General features: G+C 41.7%; 4 protein-coding genes. All 4 read right to left on the bottom strand.

Annotation, left to right across the window (positions count from 1 at the left end):
• Window positions 1-488: alanine--tRNA ligase (locus GYA54_02035; GenBank protein ID NMC51491.1), on the bottom strand; the 488-nt coding region annotated here is incomplete at its 3' end.
• Window positions 489-595: 107 nt separating this feature from the next.
• Window positions 596-1,513 carry a magnesium transporter CorA family protein gene (locus GYA54_02040; protein ID NMC51492.1) on the bottom strand — a complete coding sequence of 306 codons (918 nt, stop codon included), beginning with the start codon at window positions 1,511-1,513 and terminating at the stop codon, window positions 596-598.
• Between the two features lie 103 nt (window positions 1,514-1,616).
• Window positions 1,617-2,414 (bottom strand): hypothetical protein, encoded by a 798-nt coding sequence (locus tag GYA54_02045; protein NMC51493.1) that lies wholly within the window; start codon window positions 2,412-2,414, stop codon window positions 1,617-1,619.
• Between the two features lie 476 nt (window positions 2,415-2,890).
• Window positions 2,891-3,149, bottom strand: a 259-nt coding sequence (locus tag GYA54_02050) for a ribonuclease HI family protein (GenBank protein ID NMC51494.1), incomplete at its 5' end; no start/stop codon positions are given.

Consider the following 3,149-nt stretch of genomic DNA (forward strand, 5'->3'; position numbering starts at 1 on the left):
AGCTCCCACCAATTATCTTTTTTTGGTAAATAGGCAATCCTTTTTTCGCTCACTCCTAAATCTCTCCAAACACTGGCCGCCTCTTCATCGCGCGGCGCGTTTTCATCGCCGGCAAAAACCGTAAATGCCAACCTCTGCTTATCCAGCCCGAGCTCTTTAGTCAAAAATTCATAACTCATTTTGATGGCCTCTTCTTTAAAATAATCGCCCAAAGACCAATGGCCAAGCATTTCAAAAAATGTATGGTGAGTAGTGTCCCCCACTTCATCAATATCGCCAGTACGAATACATTTTTGCGAGTTAACCAGCATGTCGCCAGCTGGATGTTTTTCACCCAAAAGAAACGGCACCAAAGGACTCATGCCGGCGGTAGTAAATAAAATACTTGTATCATTTTCTGGAACCAAAGACGCACTGGGCACCTCCACGTGCCCACGCTGCTTAAAAAAATCAATATATTTTTGACGCAATTCTTTAGAAGTAATCATATAAAAATCTTAACAGAAAAGTCTGGCCAAATCAAGCTAGCACGCAAAGATGATAAACACTTATTTTAATTATCAAAAAAACGCAGTTGCCTGCGTCCTTTACCCGGCTATAATAATTTTTTTCTTTTAAAAATATACATCACCAGCAAAATAAACAATAATAAAAATACAAACATCCCCAAAACCAAACTCGGTGAATTTGCCCATGGCAAATCTATATTCATCCCATAAATTCCCGACAAAAGTGTCAGTGGGAGCATGCCGACAGAAATCACTGTCAAAATTTTTATAACCTTATTGGTAGCATGATTCATGAGGGAATCATAAACTTCCAATAAGTCTTTCATGGCAGATTTCTGGTTTTCCAAAAAATTCAAAACTTTATCAATCTGGTCATCAATATCATCAAAATAATTATTAAGGTCCTCTGGCAAAAAGGAAACCTTGAGTTTTGTCAGGGCCGTCGCCACCTCATCTTGCGGGGCATATATTCTTTTCAGGCTCAAAATCTTTTTACGCAAATAAGCTATCTCTCTAGCAGTTTCCTTGTTTGAGTCTTCGTTGTAAACCTCGTCCTCCAGCTCCCTCGCCTTCCTTGCAATATAGCTATTAATAAACTTGGCATCTCGGTACAAAACATCCAAAACACGATATAACAAATAACCTGAATTTTCCCCAAAAAAAGATTGCCTATTCTTTGTATTATTCTGTAAACGATAATACAAATCTCTCATTGCCTTATATTTTCCTTTCTGCACGGTCACTAGATAGTCCGGCCCACAAAAAATGTCCATCTCCATCAAATCAATCCTGCCACTCGCCCTATTCAAAATAGGAAAACACAAAATTAAAAAAAAATAATTTTTATAAATATCGATCTTGGATTCACCTATCTCCGCAGCCACGTCTCCCAAATCCAAAGGATGAAACCGATAATTAGATTTCAAAAAATCAAGAGCATCTTTATTCACCTCGTCAATATGATGCCAAGTTATATTTTTATATTTTATTGTCTTAATCGCCATGGCTTATTATTTTTTATAACGCTTTTAGTATAACAGCTTACAACTATCAACACAACCCCAAAATAAAAAGGGCGACCAGCTTCTCTGCTAACCGCCCCAATCTTTATCTCCCCCAGTTTATCCCCCAGCCGTAAGCCAGCCTCTCCTCTCTGGCTCCGGCCCGTTTGTCTAGCGTTCGCACTCCGGCAAAAGCTGACAAGCAAAAATTTTTGTAAACCCTGGCCTCAACTTCTGGGCCGACAAAAACCTGTTCCACGGCCAGCTCGGTCTTCCGGCAGTAACCGTAACTGGCCACCACCACCGAGCTGAAATTCACGCCGGGCAACACCTCGAACCGACCAAAGCTGACCTGCAGCGCCGGCCCTTGGAAATAACCGACGGACAAACTGCCCCGCCGCCCAACTGGGAATAGGGTCAACATCGCCTTGAGCCGGTCATTGTCACGACACGGTTCAATGGTCCAGCGATAGGCCTTCTGAACCAGACCTATCTTATACTGGCCGGTCAGCCCCGGGCCAAAATTATCCCACCGCTGAATGACCAAATGCTGGACAACATCATCCAGCTCAACTAGCCAACCAAACCGACACAATGTCCTAGCCGCGCCAGCCTTTGCCCACGCTTCGGGGTAATAATTCCGCAAAAAGTATCCCAAAGTATGGAGACCAAAGCCGAGGTTCACATGATCACCGTAAACACAATGGCCATATCCCTCATACTGCTCGGGGTGCGCTTGAAGCTCATAGGCCGTAACCCCCCAGAGCGTCCAGGCTGTGACGCAAACCGGCTTAGAAAAAACAACCTGGTCATACCGGCCCCAAAAACCTAGACCAATCTCTTCATCCGCCGCCATACAAAATGTGACAGAAACTAAAAAAACTAAAAATACCAGATTCTTCATTCCATCCTACCTTTCTATTTTTTTAATTTTTATTTCTGTTTTAAAATTCCCCAAATATTATCACCAAATTACTATTTTGTCAAAACAAAAAACGCCCATCCATCATACCAATAAATAAAATACTTAGCACCTATCCTCTAATATCTGTCACTTATTTACCTTAACACTCCATAAAATAAGTGCTAAGTTTCAAAACATAATTCAAAAAATGCCCTCGACAAGCAAAAAGGGAAAGCATATGAAAAACAAGAAGAGGGAAAAAATCCCCTGGGAAAAGCCATTGTTGGTACCGCTGGAACAATCGACCGTCTGCGAAAGCTGTATCGGAGGTTCTAGTAATAGCGGGGGCATGTGCGCCTCTGGCGGGCAACCCAATCAACCGTGACCCCCAAATGGGTCTAAATCCCGGAGAGCTTCTCCTTACGCTCTCGGGGATTTTTTATTAATACTTAATTTACTTAACTAGCTTAATTTGCCTATCTCCCGTCTATTGCCTCGTTTACCAATCTGTCCGCCAATTTGTTTTTTTCTCTCATCACGTGATGAAAAGTTGTCTTCTTAAACTGCTGCCGCAAGTTATAAATTTTTACAAATAACTTTCCCAAATCTTCATTTTTGACCTTATACTCTCCATTCAATTGTTTCACCACCAATTCTGAATCCAGAAAAAAATCGATCTCTTCTGTTTCCATTTTCTTGGCTTCTTCCAATGCTAAAATCACGGCGCTGTATTCA

Source organism: Candidatus Kuenenbacteria bacterium, from assembly GCA_012797775.1.
Lineage (GTDB): Bacteria > Patescibacteriota > Patescibacteriia > UBA2196 > GWA2-42-15 > JAAZMX01.

Excerpts from the sequence above, each read along its gene's own strand:
- GYA54_02045 (NMC51493.1), bottom strand. The coding sequence starts at position 2,414 with ATGAAGAATCTGGTATTTTTAGTTTTTTTAGTTTCTGTCACATTTTGT.
- GYA54_02040 (NMC51492.1), bottom strand. The coding sequence starts at position 1,513 with ATGGCGATTAAGACAATAAAATATAAAAATATAACTTGGCATCATATT.